This window comes from Streptomyces sp. NPDC040589 (assembly GCF_055594445.1).
On the sequence record NZ_JBVIWP010000006.1, the window covers coordinates 323336 to 339938 of the forward strand.

Sequence of the window (16603 nt, forward strand, 5' to 3'; positions counted from 1 at the left end):
TGGGGTGTGCTGGGGGGCTCCGCCCCCAGACCGCCGGCCTACGCCCCGTAGACGGCCCCGGGCTCTCCCGCCTCCGCCAGCAGCTTCCGCACCCCCTCCCCCGCCTCCGCCGGACTCCACCGGGCCCCCTTGTCCGCACTCGGCCCCGGCCTCCACCCCTCCATCACCGTGATCCGGCCCCCCTCCGCCTCGAAGACCCGGCCCGTCACCCCCGCGCTCGCCGCCGAGCCCAGCCAGACGACCAGCGGTGAGACGTTCTCCGGGGCCATCGTGTCGAAACCCGCGTCGGGTGCCGCCATGGTGTCGGCGAAGGCGCGTTCCGTCATCCGGGTCCGGGCGGCGGGGGCGATCGCGTTGACCTGGACGCCGTAGCGGCGCAGTTCGGCCGCGGCGACCAGTGTCAGGGCGACGATCCCGGCCTTCGCGGCGCTGTAGTTGCCCTGTCCGACCGAGCCCAGCAGTCCGGCGCCGCTGCTGGTGTTGACGATGCGGGCCTCGGGCCGGCGGCCCGCCTTGACCTCGGCCCGCCAGTGCGCGGCGGCGTGCCGCAGGGGCAGGAAGTGGCCCTTGAGGTGGACGCGTACGACGGCGTCGAAGTCGTCCTCGTCGAGGTTGACCAGCATCCGGTCGCGCAGGAAGCCCGCGTTGTTGACGAGCGTGTCGAGCCGGCCGTAGGCCTCCAGGGCCGTCCGGATCAGCGAGGCGGCGCCCTCGGTCGTGGCGATGTCGCCGCCGTGCGGCACCGCCTCGCCGCCCGCCGCACGGATCTCCTGGGCGACCAGGGCGGCCGGGCTGCCGGGGCCGGGTGCGCCGTCGCCCCCGGGTGTGCCGTCGAGGCCGACGCCGAAGTCGTTGACGACGAGCCGCGCGCCCTCGGCGGCGAACGCGAGGGCGTGCGCGCGGCCGAGCCCCCGCCCGGCGCCGGTGACGACGACGACCCGTCCGTCGCAGAGTGCGCTCATCTCACAGCTCCTTGTTCGCGGTCGCGGCGTCCAGGAAAGCGGGGCGCTCCCCGCCCCCGTGGACGAGCAGGCTCGCCCCGCTGATGTAGGCGGCCGCGTCGGAGGCGAGGAACACCGCGGCCGCGCCGACGTCGGACGGCTCGGCGAGACGTCCGAGCGGGACGGTGCGGGAGACGGCCGAGATGCCGTCGCGGTCGCCGTAGTGGAGGTGGGACAGCTCGGTGCGGACCATGCCCACGACGAGGGTGTTGACCCGGATGTCGGGCGCCCACTCCACGGCCATCGAGCGGGCGAGGCTCTCCAGGCCCGCCTTGGCGGCACCGTAGGCGGCGGTGCCGGGCGAGGGGCGGCCCCCGCTGACACTGCCGATCATGACGATCGAGCCCTTGGTGCGCCGCAGGTGGTCGTGCGCGGCGAGGGACACGGTCAGGGGAGCCACCAGGTTGAGCTCCACCACGCGCGCGTGCCGCTCGGCGTCGGCCTCGGTGAGCAGCCGGTGCGGTGCACCGCCCGCGTTGTTGACCAGGACGTCCATCCGGGGCAGCTCGGCGAGGACGCGGCGGACCGCCTCGGGGTCACGGACGTCCAGCGGCACGAACCGGGTCCCGGGCCGCGGCACTTCGGGGGCCCGGCGCGCGCAGACCACGACCTCGGCCCCCGCCCGTACGAAGGCACGCGCGATGCCGGCACCGACGCCCCGGGTGCCGCCCGTGACGACGGCGACCTTCCCGTCCAGCTCCATGCGCTGCTACCTTTCCACCTAACAAACGTTTGGTGGAAAGGTAGCTGATGCGGCCATGGGTGTCTCCACCTCGTGCGTGGAAAAGGGCATAGCGGTTGTCACGGTCGACTTCCCGCCGGTGAACGCCCTTCCGGTGGCCGGCTGGTTCGCCCTGGCCGACGCGGTGCGCGCGGCCGGACGCGACCCGGAGGTCCGGTGCGTGCTGCTGACGGCCGAGGGGCGCGGGTTCAACGCGGGCGTGGACATCAAGGAGATACAGCGGGACGGGAACAGCGCGTTGATCGGCGCCAACCGCGCCTGCGCGGAGGCCTTCGCGGCGGTGTACGACTGCGCGGTGCCCGTCGTGGCGGCGGTACGGGGCTTCTGCCTGGGCGGCGGCATCGGCCTCGTGGGGAACGCGGACGCGATCGTGGCGAGCGAGGACGCGGTGTTCGGGCTGCCCGAGCTGGACCGGGGCGCCCTGGGCGCGGCCACGCATCTGGCCCGGCTGGTCCCGCAGCACCTGATGCGCGCCCTGTACTACACCTCGCGCACGGCGAGCGCGGCCGAGCTGCACGCGCACGGCTCGGTGTGGCGGGTCGTGCCGCGCGAGGAACTGACGGCCGCCGCGATGGAGTTGGCGCGCGAGATCGCCGCGAAGGACGGGCAGCTGTTGCGCCTGGCCAAGGCGGCCATCAACGGCATCGACCCCGTCGACGTGCGCCGCAGCTACCGCTTCGAGCAGGGCTTCACCTTCGAGGCGGGCCTCAGCGGGGTGGCCGACCGGGTGCGGGCCGGCTTCGGGAAGGAGAAGGAGGGTGCGTAGGTGAGCGACAAGACGATGACCGCCGACGAGGTCGTCTCCCGTCTGCACAGTGGCATGACCCTCGGCATCGGCGGCTGGGGCTCACGCCGCAAGCCGATGGCCCTGGTCAGAGCGCTGCTGAAGTCGGAGATCACCGATCTCACCGTCGTCTCCTACGGCGGCCCGGACGTGGGCATGCTGGCCGCCGCCGGGCGCATCCGGAAGCTGGTCACGGCCTTCGTCACCCTCGACTCGATCCCCCTGGAGCCGCACTACCGCGCGGCCCGCGAGCGGGGCGCCTTCGAACTGACGGAGGTCGACGAGGCGATGTTCATGTGGGGGCTGCGCGCGGCGGCGAACCGGCTGCCGTTCCTGCCGGTGCGGGCCGGGCTCGGTTCGGACGTGATGCGGGTCAACCCGGGGCTGCGGACGGTCACTTCGCCGTACGAGGACAGGGAGACGTTCGTCGCGATGCCCGCCCTGCGGATGGACGCGGCCCTGGTGCACGTCAACCGCGCGGACCGGTCGGGCAACGGCCAGTACCTGGGCCCCGACCCCTACTTCGACGACCTGTTCTGCGAGGCGGCCGACACGGCGTACGTCAGCTGCGAACGGATCGTCGACACGGCCGAGCTGACGAAGGCGGACCCGCCTCAGACCCTGCTGATCAAGCGTCACACGGTCACCGGAGTCGTCGAGGCCCCGCACGGCGCGCACTTCACCTCCTGCGCGCCCGACTACGGCCGGGACGAAGCCTTCCAGAAGACCTACGCGACCACTCCCTGGCCGGAGTTCGCGGCCCGGTTCCTCGCCGGGGACGAGCAGGCGTACCGGTCGGCCGTAGAAGCCGTAGAGGCCGTAGAGGAGGGGGCATGAAGGAAGTCACCCGCGCCGAGTACTGCGTGATCGCCTGCGCCGATGCCTGGCGGGACGACGGCGAGGTGCTCGCCAGTCCCATGGGGCTGATCCCCTCCGTCGGCGCCCGGCTCGCCCGGCTCACCTTCGCGCCGGACCTGCTGCTGACCGACGGCGAGGCCACGCTCGTCCGCCCGGACGGGACGGCGGAGGGCTGGCTGCCGTACCGGCAGCATCTGGCCTGGGTCACCGGCGGCCGGCGGCACGTGATGATGGGCGCCAGCCAGATCGACCGGTTCGGCAACCAGAACATCTCCTGCATCGGCGACTGGAAGCGGCCGAAGCGGCAGCTGCTCGGGGTGCGCGGCGCACCGGTCAACACGCTCAACAACCCGACCAGTTACTGGATCCCGAGGCACTCCAGGCGGGTCTTCGTCGAGCGGGTCGACATGGTCTGCGGCGTCGGGTACGACCACGCGGCCGGGGCACGGCACCACCGCATCCCACGAGTCGTCTCCGACCTGGGCGTCTTCGACTTCGCCACCCCCGACCGCTCGATGCGGCTGGCGTCGCTGCACCCGGGTGTCACGGTGGAGCAGGTCAGGGAGGCGACGGGCTTCGAGCTGACCGTCCCGGACGAGGTGCCGCCGACCCGTGAACCGACCGCCGAGGAACTCCGGCTGATCCGCGAGGTCGTCGACCCGGCCGGGACCCGCGCCCGGGAGGTCGCCTCGTGAGGGAGACGGCGCTGACCCGGCTGACCGGCGTCCGTCATCCGGTCGTGCAGACCGGCATGGGCTGGGTGGCGGGACCGCGCCTGGTCGGCGCCACGGCGAACGCGGGCGCCCTCGGCATCCTGGCCTCCGCGACGATGACGCTCGACCAGCTGCGCGCGGCCGTACGGGAGGTCCGGGCCCGTACCGACGCGCCGTTCGGGGTGAACCTGCGCGCCGACGCGGCGGACGCGGGCGACCGCGTCCGGATCCTGGTCGAGGAGGGCGTCCGGGTCGCCTCCTTCGCCCTGGCCCCCTCCCGGGAGCTGATCGGCGAGCTCAAGGAGGCCGGCGTCGTCGTCATGCCGACCGTGGGGGCGCGGCGGCACGCCGAGAAGGTGGCGGCGTGGGGCGCGGACGCGGTGCTGGTGCAGGGCACGGAGGGCGGAGGGCACACCGGCGAGGTGGCGACGACGGTGCTGCTGCCGCAGGTGGTCGACGCCGTGGACATACCGGTCGTGGCGGCGGGCGGGTTCTTCGACGGACGCGGGCTGGTCGCGGCCCTCGCCTACGGGGCGGCGGGTGTGGCGATGGGCACGCGGTTCCTGCTCACCTCGGACTCGACCGTGCCGGACGCGGTGAAGGCGCGGTATCTGGCCGCGACGGTGCGGGACGTGACGGTTACCAGGGCCGTGGACGGGCTGCCGCACCGCATGCTGCGGACGGAACTGGTCGACGCGCTGGAGCGCTCCGGCCGGGTGCGGGGTGCCCTCCAGGCGGTCCGCAGGGCGGCGGGCTACCGGAGGCTGTCCGGCACGAGCTGGCGCCGCATGCTCCAGGACGGCCGTGCGCTCAAGCACGGCAAGGACCTGACCTGGAGCCAGGTCCTGCTGGCCGCGAACACCCCGATGCTGCTCAGGGCATCCATGGTGGACGGCCGTACGGATCTGGGGGTGATGGCGTCCGGGCAGGTCGCCGGGGTGATCGACGACCTGCCGTCCTGCGCGGAACTGGTGGAGCGGATCATGAAGGAGGCCGAGGACACCTGCCGAGGGCTTACCGCCCCCGAATGACGGCTCACAGCCTCTCGATGATCGTCACATTGGCCTGTCCGCCGCCCTCGCACATGGTCTGCAGGCCGAACCGGCCGCCGGTGCGCTCCAGTTCGTGCAGCAGGGTGGTCATCAGCCTCACGCCCGTGGCGCCCAGCGGATGCCCCAGGGCGATGGCACCGCCGTTGACGTTGACCTTGTCCGGGTCCGCGCCGGTCTCCTTCAGCCAGGCCAGGACGACCGGGGCGAAGGCCTCGTTGATCTCGACGAGGTCGATGTCGTCGATGGCCATGCCGGTCTTCTTCAGGGCGTGGGCGGTGGCCGGGATCGGGGCGGTGAGCATCCGGATCGGGTCCTCGCCGCGCACCGAGAGATGGTGCACGCGCGCGCGTGGGGTGAGGCCGTGGTCGCGCACCGCCCGCTCGGAGGCCAGCAGCATCGCCGCCGCCCCGTCGGAGACCTGTGAGGAGCAGGCGGCGGTGATCGTGCCGCCGTCGAGGACCGGCTTGAGCCCGGCCATCTTCTCCAGGGAGGTGTCCCGGCGCGGGCCCTCGTCGGCCGTGACCTCCCCGTACGGCACGGTCTCGCGGTCGAAGCGGCCCTCGTCGATCGCCCGGGCCGCCCGCCGATGGGAGCGCAGGGCGAACTCCTCCTGGTCCCGCCGGCTGATCCCCCACTTCGCGGCGATCGTCTCGGCGCCCACGAACTGGTTCACGGGCTTGTCCCCGTACCGCGCCCGCCAGCCCGCACTGCCGGCGAACGGCCCCTGGGTCAGTCCCAGGGGTTCGGCGGCCTGCCGGGTGGCGAAGGCGATGGGGATCATCGACATGTTCTGCACACCGCCGGCGACGACCAGGTCCTGCGTGCCGGACAGCACGGCCTGTGCCGCGAAGTGCACGGCCTGCTGCGAGGAGCCGCACTGCCGGTCGACGGTCACGCCCGGCACCTCCTCGGGCAGCCCGGCCGCCAGCCAGCAGGTCCGCGCGATGTCTCCGGCCTGCGGCCCCACGGCGTCCAGACAGCCGAGGACGACGTCCTCCACGGCGGCCGGGTCGACGCCCGAGCGGCGCATCAGCTCCCCCAGCGCGTGCGCGCCGAGGTCGGCGGGATGGACCGCGCTCAGTCCTCCCCCGCGCCGCCCGACGGGCGTCCGCACCGCTTCGACGATGTAGGCCTCGGCCATGACAACTCCCTCACAGACAATGGCTATTCGCGTACGGCGATCCCGTCCAGCACCATCGACAGGTACTGCCGGGCGATCTCCTCCGGGCTGTGCTGTCCGCCCGGGCGGTACCAGGACGCGGCGACCCACACCGTGTCGCGCACGAACCGGTAGGTGAGCCGGACGTCGAGGTCGGCGCGGAAGGCCCGCTCGGCGACGCCGCGCTCCAGGGTGGACAGCCACGCCTTCTCGAACCTGCGCTGTGACTCGGCGAGGAACGCGAACCGCTCCTGCGCCACGAGCTGCTTGCTCTCCTTCTGGTAGATCGCGACGGCCGGGCGATGCCGGTCGATCTCCCGGAACGACTCGGTGACCAGGGCTTCCAGCGTCTCGCGGGGGCCGAGCCCGGCGTCCAGGACGGCGTCGTAGCCGTCCCAGAGCTCGTCGAGGAAGGTGCGCAGGATCTCCTCCAGCATCGACTCCTTGGAGTCGAAGTGGTAGTAGAGGCTGCCCGCGAGCATGCCCGCGTGGTCCGCGATCTTGCGGACGGTGGTGGCGTTGTAGCCCTGCTCGGCGAAGACCTCGGCGGCGGTGCCGAGGAGTTCGCCGCGGCGGTCGCGAGCGGCGGAGGCCGCGGGGGGCTCTGTGGCGGTCACCTGGGGTTTCTTCTTCGTAGGAGGCACGGGTCCATTGTCGTCCTAGGGATGGCGGCTGCTGACGGAGACCACTTCTCCCGTCATGTACGAGGAGTAGCCGGAGGCCAGGAACACGATCACGTTGGCCACCTCCCAGGGCTCGGCGTACCGCCCGTAGGCCTCGTGTGCGGTCAGTTCGGCGAGCAGTTCGGGTGTGGTCACCTTCACCAGGTGCGGATGCATGGCGAGGCTGGGTGCCACGGCGTTGACCCGCACCCCGTAGTCGGCGGCCTCGATGGCCGCGCAGCGGGTCAGTGCCATCACGCCGGCCTTGGCGGCGGCGTAATGGGCCTGTCCGGCCTGGGCGCGCCAGCCGACGACCGAGGCGTTGTTGACGATCACGCCGCCACGGGTGTCCTTCATATGGCGGAGTGCGGCCCGCACGCACCGGAACGTGCCGTTCAGTGTCACGTCCAGGACGCGGGACCACTGGTCGTCGGTCATGTCGACGAGCCGCGCGGTGCCACCCAGTCCGGCGTTGTTGACCACGATGTCGAGGCGTCCGTGTTCCCGCACGGCCGTGTCGAAGAGCGCGCGCACCTGTGTCTCGTCGGTGACGTCGCAGGGCACGGCGGCGACCGACGCCGCGCCGAACTCGGCGGCCAGTCCCGCCTCGTGCTCCTTGAGCCGCCGCGCGTGCGCGTCGCTGATCAGCACGCGTGCGCCCTCCTCCAGGAGGCGCCGCGCCGTGGCCCCGCCGATCCCCGCTCCGGCTGCCGCGGTGACGACGGCGGTCCGGTCTCTCAGCAGGCCGTGACCAGGCAGGTACGACGGACTCTCGACGTCTGTCATGGGCTCACGCTAACCTACCAAACACTTGTTAGGGAAGGAGGGCGGTCGTGGACCTCGCGTTCTCCCCGGCGGACGAGGAGTTCCGCACCGAGGTGCGGGAGTGGCTGCACGCGCACGTGCCGTGGGCGCCGCTGCCCTCCCTGGAGACGGCGGAGGGTTTCGCCGCACACCGCGCCTGGGAGGCGGAACTGGCCGCGGACCGCTGGTCGGTGGTCAACTGGCCGTCACAGTACGGCGGACGGGACTCCGGTCTGCTGCGGTGGCTGCTCTTCGAGGAGGAGTACTACGCGGCGGGCGCCCCGGGGCGCGTCAGCCAGAACGGCATCCATCTGCTCGCCCCGACCCTCCTCGATCACGGCACCGAGGAGCAGCGGGCCCGGGTGCTGCCCGCGATGGCCTCCGGCGAGGTGATCTGGGCGCAGGCCTGGTCGGAGCCCGAGGCCGGTTCGGACCTGGCGTCGCTGCGGGCGAAGGCCGTGCGCACGGACGGCGGCTGGCTGCTGAGCGGACAGAAGACCTGGTCCTCGCGCGCCGCGTTCGCCGACCGCGCGTTCGGCCTGTTCCGCAGCGACCCGGAGGCCCCGAAACCCCACCAGGGCCTGACGTATCTCATGTTCGGCCTGCGCGCCCCCGGTGTCACGGTCCGCCCGATCGCCCGTCTCGACGGCAAGCCGGCGTTCGCGGAGCTGTTCCTGGACGAGGTCTTCGTGCCCGACGCGGACGTGATCGGCGCACCCGGCCAGGGCTGGCGGATCGCGATGTCGACGGCGGGCAACGAACGCGGGCTGACGCTCCGCTCCCCCGGCCGGTTCCTCGCCGCCGCGCGGCGGCTGGAGGGGCTGTGGCTGGAGCGGGGCGGTCCGGTGTCCGAGCGGGACCGGGTGGCCGACGCCCTGATCGGCGCGCGGGCCTACCAGCTCTTCACGTACGCGGCGGCCTCCCGCTTCCTGGACGGCGAGGCGGTCGGCCCGGAGGCGAGTCTCAACAAGGTCTTCTGGTCCGAACTGGACATCGCGCTGCAGGAGACGGCCCTCGACCTCCTCGGCCCGGAGGGCGAGCTGGCGGACACCGACTGGGCGGAGCGGTACGTCTTCGCACTCGCCGGTCCCCTCTACGCGGGCACGAACGAGATCCAGCGCGACATCATCGCCGAGCGCCTGCTCGGCCTGCCGAAGGGGCGCCGCTGATGCGTTTCCTCCCCGACGCCGAGCAGCGGGCCTTCGCCGCCTCCCTGGACGCCCTGCTGACGGCGGCCGGGACACCGGCGGTGGTGCGGGACTGGAGCCGGGGCGACCATGCGAGCGGGCGGGCGCTGTGGTCCCGTATCGCGGAGGCGGGCGTGTTCGCGCTGGCGGTCCCCGAGGAGTACGAGGGCCTGGGCCCACGTCCTGTCGAACTGGCCGTCGCGTTCGTCGAGCTGGGCCGCCACGCGGTACCGGGCCCGCTGGTCGAGACGATCACGGCGGCGGTGCTCCTCACGGGGGCAGGCCCGGGGATCGCCAAGCGGCTGCTGCCTTCGCTGGCGTCCGGCGGGACGATGGCGACGGTGGCACCCGAGGGGGCGTTCGCCCTGGACGGCGACGCGGCCGGCCTCCGGCTCTCCTGGGCGCCCGACGGCGTACGCCTCTCCCCCGGCCACGGCCCCGTCCGCCCCTCCCTCGACCCGGCCCGTCGTCTCACGCCCCTCGCCCCCGGCGGCGAAGTCGTCGACACCGCCACGGAACCCGCCCTCGCCTGGGCTCGGCTCACCACCGCCGCCCAGGCCCTCGGCGTGGGCCTCGCGCTGCTCGACAGAACCGTCGCGTACGTCAAGCAGCGCAGCCAGTTCGGGGTGCCCGTCGGCTCGTTCCAGGCGGTCAGGCACCGGCTGGCCGACGCGAAGATCGCCCTGGAGTTCGCGCGCCCGCTGGTGTTCGGCGCCGCGCTGACCATGCGTCCTGCCGATGTCGCCGCCGCCAAGGTCGCCGCGTGCGAGGCGGCGTACGGCACGGCGCGTACCGCGCTGCAGCTGCACGGCGCGATCGGCTACACGGCGGAGTGCGACCTGTCGCTGTGGCTGACCAAGGCCCGGGCCCTGCGCACCGCCTGGGGCGACCCCCAGGAGTGCCGGGCCCTGGTCGTCAGCGCGGCTGGTGATCGCCGCTGGTGATCTCCCGGTACTCCTCCACCGTCGGCTTCTCGATCCGCGCGTCGGGCCCGAACATGGCGTTCGCGAGCCGGGCCCGCAGCCGCTCGGACCGCTTGACCTTGCGGCGGACACCCCCCGCGTCGACCTCGCGCCCGACCTCGTACGGTGGCCGCTGCTCGTGCTGCGTGAGGGTGAACAGCCGGGCCTGCGAGAGAGGCTCGTGGATCTCGATGTACTCGCCGTTGGCCAGCCGTTTGATCGTGCCGGTCTCCATGCCGTGCAGCACCTTGGCGCGGTCGCGGCGCTGGAGGCCCATGCAGATCTTCTTCGTCACGATGAAGGCGGCGACCGGCAGCACGAAGACACCGATCCGCACGAACCAGGTGATCGCGTTGATGGACAGATGCAGATGGGTGGCCACGATGTCGTTGCCGCCGCCGATCAGCAGCACCGCGTACAGGGTCAGCCAGGCCACGCCCAGGCCGGTGCGCACGGGCGCGTTGCGCGGCCGGTCCAGGATGTGGTGCTCGCGCTTGTCGCCGGTGATCCACGCCTCGATGAAGGGATAGACGCCGAGGGCGAGCAGGATCAGCGGGAAGAGCGAGAAGGGGATGAACACGCCCAGGACGAGCGTGTGCCCCCAGAGGTTGATCTCCCATCCCGGCATCACCCGGATCAGGCCCTCGGAGAACCCGAGGTACCAGTCGGGCTGGGCACCCGTGGTGACCAGGTCGGGTCTGTAGGGGCCGAAGGCCCACACGGGGTTGATCTGGGCGACGGCGCCCATCACCGTCAGGACGCCGAAGACGAGGAAGAAGAAGCCGCCCGCCTTGGCCATGTAGACCGGCAGGAAGGGCATCCCGACGACCGACCGCTCCTTGCGTCCGGGGCCCGGGAACTGGGTGTGCTTGTGGTAGAAGACCAGGATCAGATGGGCGGCGACCAGGCCCAGCATGATCCCGGGCAGCAGCAGGATGTGGACCGGGTACAGCCGCGAGATGATGTCCTCGCCCGGGAACTCCCCGCCGAAGAGGAAGAACGACAGATACGTTCCGACGATCGGGATCGACAGGATCGCGCCCTGCGCGAAGCGGATGCCGGTGCCGGAGAGCAGGTCGTCGGGGAGCGAGTAGCCGGTCAGGCCGGTGATGATGCCGAGCATCAGCAGGGTCCAGCCGAAGACCCAGTTGAGCTCGCGCGGCTTGCGGAAGGCGCCCGTGAAGAACACCCGCATCATGTGCACCAGCATGCCGGTGATGAAGACCAGCGCCGCCCAGTGGTGGATCTGCCGGATCAGCAGCCCGCCGCGCACGTCGAAGCTGATGTCCAGCGTGGACTCGAAGGCCTTGCTCATGAGCACGCCGTTGAGCTCCGTGTAGGAGCCGTTGTAGACGACCTCCTGCATGCTCGGCTCGAAGAACAGGGTGAGGTAGACGCCCGTGAGGATCAGCACGACGAAGCTGTAGAGGGTGACCTCGCCCAGCATGAAGGACCAGTGGTCAGGGAAGACCTTGCGCATGTTGGCCTTGGCCAGCCCGTAGAGCCCGAGCCGCCCGTCCGCCCAGTCGGCGAGCTTCTCGCCCTTGCCGGGAAGGGGGCTCCGGTGAGCGGAGTCCGTCCCGTACACCCGTCGTGCGCCGTCGTCGCCCATACGTCGTCGCCTCCCCGTCGGATCCTTCCCAGCGTGGCACGCCATCGCGACGGCGCAAACGGGGCGTATGACCGGGTAGGCCAAGGGGCGAGGTGGTTGGGCCAAGGGGGCGAGCGGGGGCTCAGGCCGGTGGCACGATCCCCTGGGCCCGGGCGGCGGCCAGCCACCTCGGGAACTCGCCCACCAGCCGGTCGTACAGCTCGGCGTCCGGCACCCGCCGTGGATCCTCACCCGCGTGGAAGAACCCGGCGTTGTCGACGATCCGCTTGCCCGGCACGGCCAGCTCGTCCAGCTTGCGCAGGAAGTCGAACTGCTTGCTGCCCGGGTCGCCGAAGCCGATGAACTGCCAGAACAGCGGCAGCCTCGCCGCCTTGCACAGATACCGCTCGGCGGCGAGCTTGCTGATGGGGCCGCCGTCGGTCTGGAAGATCACGAGGGCGGGCTCGACCGCACCACTGTCGAGGTAGTGGTCGATGACGGCGTCCATGGCCAGGTGGTAGCTGGTTTTGCCCATGTGCCCGAGCCCGGCCACGATCCGGTCGATCCGCCCCTGGTGGTCGGCCAGGGCGATCCCCGTCTCGGCGTCGACGTCGGTGGAGAAGAACACGACCGGCACGGTGCCGTCGTCGTCCAGGTGCGCCGACAGTCCGAGCACCCGGTCGGCGAGCGCCTGCACGCTGCCGTCCTTGTAGTACGGCCGCATCGAGCCGGAGTAGTCGACCACGAGGTAGACCGCGGCCCGCAGCCCGTCGAGGCCGTGTTTCGTGAGGGACACCCCGGCGCTCTTGTAGAGGTTCACCAGCGCGGGAGCGGTCTCCTGGACCTTGCTCAGACTGATCGCGACCATGGCCCCCACCTTCTCACTCCTCGGTGACCACTCCGTCGCTCAGTTCCAGCACCCGGTCGGCCAGGCCGAGGAGTTGGGGGTCGTGGGTGGCGACGAGGGCCGTGACGCCCTCGCTGCGGACCACGGCCCGCAGCAGTTCCATCACCGCCAGGCCGGTCGCGGCGTCGAGCTGGCCGGTCGGCTCGTCGGCGAGCAGCAGGGCCGGGCGGTTGGCGAGGGCCCGGGCGATGGCGACCCGCTGCTGCTGCCCGCCGGAGAGCTCGGCGGGCCGCTGTGTCTCGTGGCCTGCGAGGCCCACCAGGGCCAGGAGCAGCGCCACCCGCTCCTCGCGTTCGCGCGGCTCGGCCCGGCGCAGCCGCAGCGGCACACCCACGTTCTCGGCGGCGGTGAGGATGGGGATCAGCCCGAAGGACTGGAAGACGAAACCGATCCGGTCGCGGCGCAGTTCCAGCAGCTCGCTCCCGCTCAGCGCCGACAGGTCGGTTCCGCCCACGACGACACGGCCGCTCTGCGGGGAGTCCAGGCCGCCGATCATGTGGAGCAGGGTCGTCTTGCCTGAGCCCGAACGGCCTTTGAGGGCGACCAGTTCCCCGCGCCGGACGGCGAAGGAGGCCCCGCGCAGCGCGTGCACGGTCGCGGCACCCGTGCCGTAGGAATGGTGCAGGTCCGCCACCCGCAGCATCGGCTCGTCGGACGCGTCGTCGGCGAGGGCGGCACCGGACCCCGGGCTGGTGTTCTCGGTCATCACCGCATCCCATACGGAACCGGTCCGGATGGTCAAGAGTGGAACAACCCGCATTCGAACTCATGTGCCGGACCGGTAACTCCGTGATATGCATGCCGGGTTGGGGGAAGAGCGGCTCGGGCATCGGGTGGGGGAAGCGTGACCGGCTTACTGCTGCTGCGCCTGCGTGCGCATCGGCTGCTCCTCGTGGCTGCCCTGCTCGCGGTACTGCTGACCACCTCGGTGCTCGCCGCCCTCGCGGCCTTCTCGGGCTCCGTCGGGGACGCGGCGCTGCGCGGCGCCCTGGGCGGACGGGACGCGGTCTCCGCCTCCCTCCTCGTCGAGGCGGACGTGCCCAGGGAGCGGCGGGACGCGGCGCGGCGGGCGGTGGAGCAAGGGGCGCGTGAGGCGTTCGGCGGGCTGCCGGTGACCGTGCGGACGCTGGAGCGGTCCGGGCCGTACGCGCTGCCCCGTTCCCTCCAGGACGCCGACGCCCGCGCCGGACAGCCCGACCTCACGCACCTCGCCGCCCTGGACCGGTCGCGGATCAGGCTGGTCGCGGGCAGCCTGCCGGGTCCGGCCCCGGCGGAACGCTCCGCCGCCGTGCCCGTCGCCCTGCCCGAGGCGGCGGCCGACCGGCTGAAGCTGCGGACCGGGGCGCGCGTCACGCTCACCGACCGGCTGGGCGGCGAGCCGCTGCGGGTACGGGTGACCGGCGTGTACCGGGCGGCCGACAGCTCCGATCCCTACTGGCAGGCGGACACCCTCGGCGGCCAGGGCGTGCGCACCGTCGCCTTCACCACCTATGGGCCGCTGCTGGCGGACGAGTCGGTGCTCGCCTCCGGCCGCACCTCCGAGGACGGCACCGGCTGGGTGGCGACGGCCGACTACCGGACCCTGACGACCGACGGCATCGGCGCGCTCCGCGCGGCGATCGTCCGCGCCGCCGGGGCGCTGCGCGAGGACCCGGCGCTCGGGGGCGAAGCGGACGTGCGCACGGGGCTGCCCGAGGTGCTCGACGGGACGGGGCGGGCCCTGCTGGTGTCCCGGTCCACCCTGATGATCGTCTCGGTGCAGCTGGTGCTGCTCGCCGGGTACGCGCTGCTGCTGGTGGCCCGGCTGCTGGACAGCGAGCGGGCCGGCGAGACCGAACTGCTGCGGGCCAGGGGCGGATCGCGCCGCCGGATCGCCTCACTCGCCGCGCAGGAGGCGCTGCTGCTGGCGGTACCGGCCGCCGTGTGTGCCGCGCTGCTGTCCGGCCCGCTGGCCCGGCTGCTCGCCCGGTGGTCCTCGCTCGACCGGATCGGACTGCGGCTCGACACCGCCCCGGTGGGCCTGGTCTGGCTGGTCGCGGGCGGGGTGGCGGCGGCGTGCGCGCTGGCGGTCGTGGCGCCCGCGCTGGCGGCGACGGCGGGCACACCGGCAAGGCTGCGGCGGGTGCGGGCCGCGACGTCGGCGGCTCCGGTGCGGGCCGGAGCCGATGTGGGGCTGTTGCTGATCGCGGGCCTGGCGTACTGGCAGCTCGACCGGCAGACCGACGCGACCGGCGGCGGGGTGCTGAGCCGGGACCGGGCCGGGGAGCTGGGCATCGATCCGCTGCTGGTCGCGGCGCCCGCGCTGGCGCTGCTGGCGGGCACGGTCCTGACCCTGCGTCTGCTGCCGCTCGCGGCCCGCCTCGCGGAGCGACGGTCCGCGAGCGGGCGCGGGCTGCCGACGGCACTGGCGGGGTGGCAGTTCAGCCGGCGTCCGCTGCGCGGGGCCGGTCCGGTGCTCCTGCTGGTCATCGCCGTGGCGACCGGAATGCTGGCGATCGGGCACGGCGCGTCCTGGGACCGGTCGCAGGACGACCAGGCCGACTTCCGGGCGGGCGCCTCCGTACGGGTCCTCGACCAGCGGCCCGGCAGTCCGGGGCAGTCCGGTCTCTACACCGGGCTCCCCGGGGCCCGGGACACCGCTCCCGCGCACCGCACCACCCTGGCGCTCTCCGGCGGCCGCCAGGCGACGGCCCTCGCCCTGGACACCTCCCACGCGGGGCAGGAGATGCTGATGCGCGGCGATCTCGCCGACGAGCCCCCGGCGAAGCTGCTGCGGGCACTGACCCCGCCCGCGCGGGAGGAGAACCGGGCGATACGGCTTCCCGACGGCACCCGGCGGCTCGCGCTCGACGTGCGGATCACCGACGTGGCGGCCCGGAAGGGACGCTCCCCCTCCGCCCGCACGCCCCAGCTCACATTGGTCGTCGAGGACCGGTACGGCATCGGGTACCGGCTGGGCGCCGGGACCGTCCCGGTGGACGGCCGGGTCCACCGGGTCACGCTCGACCTGGACCGGACGGCGACGGGCCTGCGCGCCGCCCCCGCCGGACCCTTGCGGCTGACCGGACTTCAGCTCGACGACACCTCTCCCGCCGGCGATCCCGAGAAGCACCGGTTCACCGTCGAACGGCTGCTCGCCACCGGCCGCGACGGCTCCGCCCGGACCGTGTCCGTGCCGGCCGGCACGGGCTGGCGGGGCGTGTGGTCGGTGACGGAGAACGGCGAAGTCGTCGACCGCTCGGCCGCGCGGCCCGCCGTGTCCGGGACCGCGCCGCTGACCGTGTCGTACGGCACCGGCTCCGACGGCATCGAGCGTTTCGGAACGCCGCCGGTCTACACCGTCCGTGTCGCCACCGCCGGGGCGAAGGCGCCGCGGGTCCTCGCCGCCGTCGCCACCCGGGACTTCCTGCGGGCGTCGGGGGCCGAGGCCGGGGACAGCATCGACGTACCGCTGTCCGGGGAACAGCTGCGGGTGCGGATCGCGGGGGTGGTCGAGGAGCTGCCGACCACCGCCACCGGCTTGGACGGAAAGGCCGTGGACGGCGGGGCCCTGCTGCTCGATCTGCGCGCCGTCGACGCCGTGCTGGCCCAGCGGGGCAGTGCGCCGCTCGACCCCACCGAGTGGTGGGTGAGCGCCGCCCCCGGCAAGGCCGCCGAGGTCGCCGCCGCGCTGCGGGCGCGCCCCGACCTCGAAGCGCGGCAGGTGCTGGTGCGGGACGAGACCGCCGCCGAGCTGCTGCGCGATCCGCTCGGCGCCGGGCCGCGCTCGGCGCTGACGGCCGTCGCGGTGGCCGCCGCGGCCCTCGCCGCCGGGGGGTTCGCTGTGAGCGCCGCCGGGGCGCGGCGGGAGCGGTCCGCTGAGTTCGCGGTGCTGCGCGCCCTGGGCACGCCCCGCCGGGATCTCGCCCGGCTGGTGGCGACGGAGCAGAGCCTGCTCATCGGGGTCGGCCTGCTCGCCGGGCTCGGTCTGGGCACCGCCCTGACCCGGGCCGTCGTCCCGCTGATCGTGCTGACCTCAGGTGCCGCACGGCCGGTCCCGTCCGTCCTCGTCGAACTCCCGCCGCATCGAGTGGCCCTGCTCCTCGCGGGGGTGGCCGCCCCGCTCCTGCTGATCACCGCCGCGTCGGCGCTGCGCCGTGCCGAGCCGGCGGTCGCGCTGCGCCATCAAGGGGAGGACTGAG

Annotated in this window: 15 protein-coding genes; 7 read left to right on the forward strand and 8 right to left on the reverse strand. The window is 73.2% G+C overall.

All coding sequences use genetic code 11. From position 1 onward, the window contains the following. Nucleotides 1-38: 38 nt before the first annotated feature. Together ACZ58V_RS27405 and ACZ58V_RS27410 are read right to left on the reverse strand one after the other, a co-directional pair. A complete protein-coding gene (locus tag ACZ58V_RS27405; RefSeq protein WP_471293123.1) occupies nucleotides 39-962 on the reverse strand; it encodes an SDR family oxidoreductase in 924 nt (307 codons plus the stop codon). 1 nt (nucleotide 963) lies between these two features. Next, nucleotides 964-1704, reverse strand: coding sequence for an SDR family oxidoreductase (locus ACZ58V_RS27410; protein ID WP_468193397.1), 741 nt, complete (start codon nucleotides 1702-1704; stop codon nucleotides 964-966). A gap of 55 nt (nucleotides 1705-1759) precedes the next feature. On the opposite strand from ACZ58V_RS27410, the gene ACZ58V_RS27415 reads away from it, so the two are divergent. The 4 genes from ACZ58V_RS27415 to ACZ58V_RS27430 are packed head-to-tail and all read left to right on the forward strand — an operon-like array spanning nucleotide 1760 to nucleotide 5129. Next, a complete protein-coding gene (locus ACZ58V_RS27415; protein ID WP_468193398.1) occupies nucleotides 1760-2509 on the forward strand; it encodes an enoyl-CoA hydratase family protein in 750 nt (249 codons plus the stop codon). Next, nucleotides 2510-3364: a CoA transferase subunit A gene (locus tag ACZ58V_RS27420; RefSeq protein ID WP_471293126.1), complete on the forward strand. Its 855-nt coding sequence runs from the start codon at nucleotides 2510-2512 to the stop codon at nucleotides 3362-3364. Beyond that, the gene (locus ACZ58V_RS27425; RefSeq protein ID WP_468193401.1) at nucleotides 3361-4080 is read left to right on the forward strand and encodes a CoA-transferase subunit beta; all 720 of its coding nucleotides are present in this window, start codon (nucleotides 3361-3363) and stop codon (nucleotides 4078-4080) included. Before ACZ58V_RS27420 ends, ACZ58V_RS27425 begins: the two co-directional genes overlap by 4 nt. Continuing rightward, nucleotides 4077-5129: an NAD(P)H-dependent flavin oxidoreductase gene (locus tag ACZ58V_RS27430; RefSeq protein WP_471293129.1), complete on the forward strand. Its 1053-nt coding sequence runs from the start codon at nucleotides 4077-4079 to the stop codon at nucleotides 5127-5129. Before ACZ58V_RS27425 ends, ACZ58V_RS27430 begins: the two co-directional genes overlap by 4 nt. 4 nt (nucleotides 5130-5133) lie before the next feature. On the opposite strand, the gene ACZ58V_RS27435 is transcribed toward ACZ58V_RS27430, so the two are convergent. From ACZ58V_RS27435 to ACZ58V_RS27445, 3 genes are read right to left on the reverse strand one after another with little or no spacing between them, the layout of a single operon-like run. Then, entirely contained in the window at nucleotides 5134-6291 is a 1158-nt protein-coding gene (locus ACZ58V_RS27435) for an acetyl-CoA C-acetyltransferase (RefSeq protein ID WP_471293130.1), read from the reverse strand. Between the two features lie 23 nt (nucleotides 6292-6314). After that, entirely contained in the window at nucleotides 6315-6953 is a 639-nt protein-coding gene (locus ACZ58V_RS27440) for a TetR/AcrR family transcriptional regulator (RefSeq protein ID WP_468193405.1), read from the reverse strand. 15 nt (nucleotides 6954-6968) lie between these two features. Continuing rightward, nucleotides 6969-7757 (reverse strand): SDR family oxidoreductase, encoded by a 789-nt coding sequence (locus ACZ58V_RS27445; protein WP_471293132.1) that lies wholly within the window; start codon nucleotides 7755-7757, stop codon nucleotides 6969-6971. A 47-nt stretch (nucleotides 7758-7804) separates the two neighbouring features. On the opposite strand from ACZ58V_RS27445, the gene ACZ58V_RS27450 reads away from it, so the two are divergent. Next, complete coding sequence (locus ACZ58V_RS27450; RefSeq protein WP_471293135.1) at nucleotides 7805-8944, forward strand: acyl-CoA dehydrogenase family protein; 1140 nt, start codon at nucleotides 7805-7807, stop codon at nucleotides 8942-8944. After that, nucleotides 8944-9906, forward strand: coding sequence for an acyl-CoA dehydrogenase family protein (locus tag ACZ58V_RS27455; RefSeq protein ID WP_468193408.1), 963 nt, complete (start codon nucleotides 8944-8946; stop codon nucleotides 9904-9906). The genes ACZ58V_RS27450 and ACZ58V_RS27455 overlap by 1 nt, the downstream gene beginning before the upstream one ends. Here ACZ58V_RS27455 and qcrB read toward each other — a convergent pair. The 3 genes from qcrB to ACZ58V_RS27470 form a co-directional block, all read right to left on the reverse strand. Next, entirely contained in the window at nucleotides 9878-11536 is a 1659-nt protein-coding gene (gene qcrB / locus ACZ58V_RS27460) for a cytochrome bc1 complex cytochrome b subunit (RefSeq protein ID WP_468193409.1), read from the reverse strand. The two genes, ACZ58V_RS27455 and qcrB, sit on opposite strands and share 29 nt — an antisense overlap. A 121-nt stretch (nucleotides 11537-11657) precedes the next feature. After that, nucleotides 11658-12383, reverse strand: coding sequence for a vWA domain-containing protein (locus tag ACZ58V_RS27465; RefSeq protein WP_468193411.1), 726 nt, complete (start codon nucleotides 12381-12383; stop codon nucleotides 11658-11660). A gap of 13 nt (nucleotides 12384-12396) precedes the next feature. Further along, entirely contained in the window at nucleotides 12397-13128 is a 732-nt protein-coding gene (locus ACZ58V_RS27470) for an ABC transporter ATP-binding protein (RefSeq protein ID WP_468193413.1), read from the reverse strand. A 138-nt stretch (nucleotides 13129-13266) separates the two neighbouring features. Between ACZ58V_RS27470 and ACZ58V_RS27475 the strand changes: the two genes are divergently transcribed. Then, on the forward strand, nucleotides 13267-16602 hold the full coding sequence (locus tag ACZ58V_RS27475) for an FtsX-like permease family protein (RefSeq protein WP_471293140.1): 3336 nt from the start codon (nucleotides 13267-13269) through the stop codon (nucleotides 16600-16602). Nucleotide 16603: the final 1 nt, after the last annotated feature.

Excerpts from the sequence above, each read along its gene's own strand:
- ACZ58V_RS27435 (WP_471293130.1), bottom strand. The coding sequence starts at position 6,291 with ATGGCCGAGGCCTACATCGTCGAAGCGGTGCGGACGCCCGTCGGGCGG.
- qcrB (WP_468193409.1), bottom strand. The coding sequence starts at position 11,536 with ATGGGCGACGACGGCGCACGACGGGTGTACGGGACGGACTCCGCTCAC.
- ACZ58V_RS27425 (WP_468193401.1), top strand. The coding sequence starts at position 3,361 with ATGAAGGAAGTCACCCGCGCCGAGTACTGCGTGATCGCCTGCGCCGAT.
- ACZ58V_RS27455 (WP_468193408.1), top strand. The coding sequence starts at position 8,944 with ATGCGTTTCCTCCCCGACGCCGAGCAGCGGGCCTTCGCCGCCTCCCTG.
- ACZ58V_RS27415 (WP_468193398.1), top strand. The coding sequence starts at position 1,760 with ATGGGTGTCTCCACCTCGTGCGTGGAAAAGGGCATAGCGGTTGTCACG.
- ACZ58V_RS27470 (WP_468193413.1), bottom strand. The coding sequence starts at position 13,128 with ATGACCGAGAACACCAGCCCGGGGTCCGGTGCCGCCCTCGCCGACGAC.
- ACZ58V_RS27445 (WP_471293132.1), bottom strand. The coding sequence starts at position 7,757 with ATGACAGACGTCGAGAGTCCGTCGTACCTGCCTGGTCACGGCCTGCTG.
- ACZ58V_RS27405 (WP_471293123.1), bottom strand. The coding sequence starts at position 962 with ATGAGCGCACTCTGCGACGGACGGGTCGTCGTCGTCACCGGCGCCGGG.
- ACZ58V_RS27465 (WP_468193411.1), bottom strand. The coding sequence starts at position 12,383 with ATGGTCGCGATCAGTCTGAGCAAGGTCCAGGAGACCGCTCCCGCGCTG.
- ACZ58V_RS27410 (WP_468193397.1), bottom strand. The coding sequence starts at position 1,704 with ATGGAGCTGGACGGGAAGGTCGCCGTCGTCACGGGCGGCACCCGGGGC.